The organism is Lacticaseibacillus sp. 30 (assembly GCF_053819265.1).
Genome location: NZ_JBSOQX010000072.1, coordinates 1 through 846 on the forward strand (window position 1 = coordinate 1; position 846 = coordinate 846).

At 48.9% G+C, this 846-nt stretch carries 1 protein-coding gene; it reads right to left on the reverse strand.

The window, feature by feature from the left end:
- Positions 1-17 precede the first annotated feature (17 nt).
- The coding region (locus ACWPAB_RS15340) for an ISL3 family transposase (protein WP_455692711.1) at positions 18-846 on the reverse strand (829 nt) is incomplete at its 5' end.

Here is an 846-nt window from a genome sequence, read left to right on the forward strand (position 1 = left end):
GAGCCGTCTTTGTCATGTTATGCCGTGATTTGGTAGATTCGTTTGAAGAAGTTCAGCTGATTCTTGAAGCCAAAACAGGATCGTTTGAGTGACTTGATGAGGCGGTTAACCCCTTCGATCGGACCGTTGGAATAAGGGCTGGTGACAGCGGCGAGAACAGCGACTTTGTGTCGCTTAAGCGTCGCGATCGTCATGTCCATTGCCGTACCGTTTGGCTCGTAAGTAGCTAACAGGTTTGCCAGTTCCGTGGGATGTTTCTTCACCATCAAGGCATCATGAAGCGCTAAGTAGGTCTCGTAGGTTTGCTTGAGCTTGGGCTCAGTATCAAGTGCGATATCGATGGCCTCCTGTTGCGTGACGTATTCATTCAAACCAAACAGGAACTGTTTGTGTTTAGCGTCAGGCGCAGTTTGATGAAAAAGCCGCCAGTTTGTCTTCATGATCTTATAAGGACGGCTGTGTTTGTCATCAAGCTGTTTGAGCGCTTGGACGCGTACCTGATCAAGGGCACGAGCCGCAAGTTGAATGATATGGAACCGATCAATGACGACTTGGGCCTTGGGGAAAACCTCATGAATAATCGTCTGATAAGCTGCATTCATGTCCATGGTGACCGTCTGGACCCGAGTGCGTTCAGCGAGTGAATAATGAGCGATGAAGAAGTTTTTAATCGTGCGGTTGAATCGATCACCAAGCAAGGCAATCAGACGATGTGAATCGGCATCAAGACAGATAAACGACATCATGCCATGAGTAGAACGGAACTCATCAAAGCAGAGTCGCGTGGGCAGCCGGCGAGCCGGTCGGAGTTTGAGATTTTGGTCAATGATCCGTTGAACCGAGGAA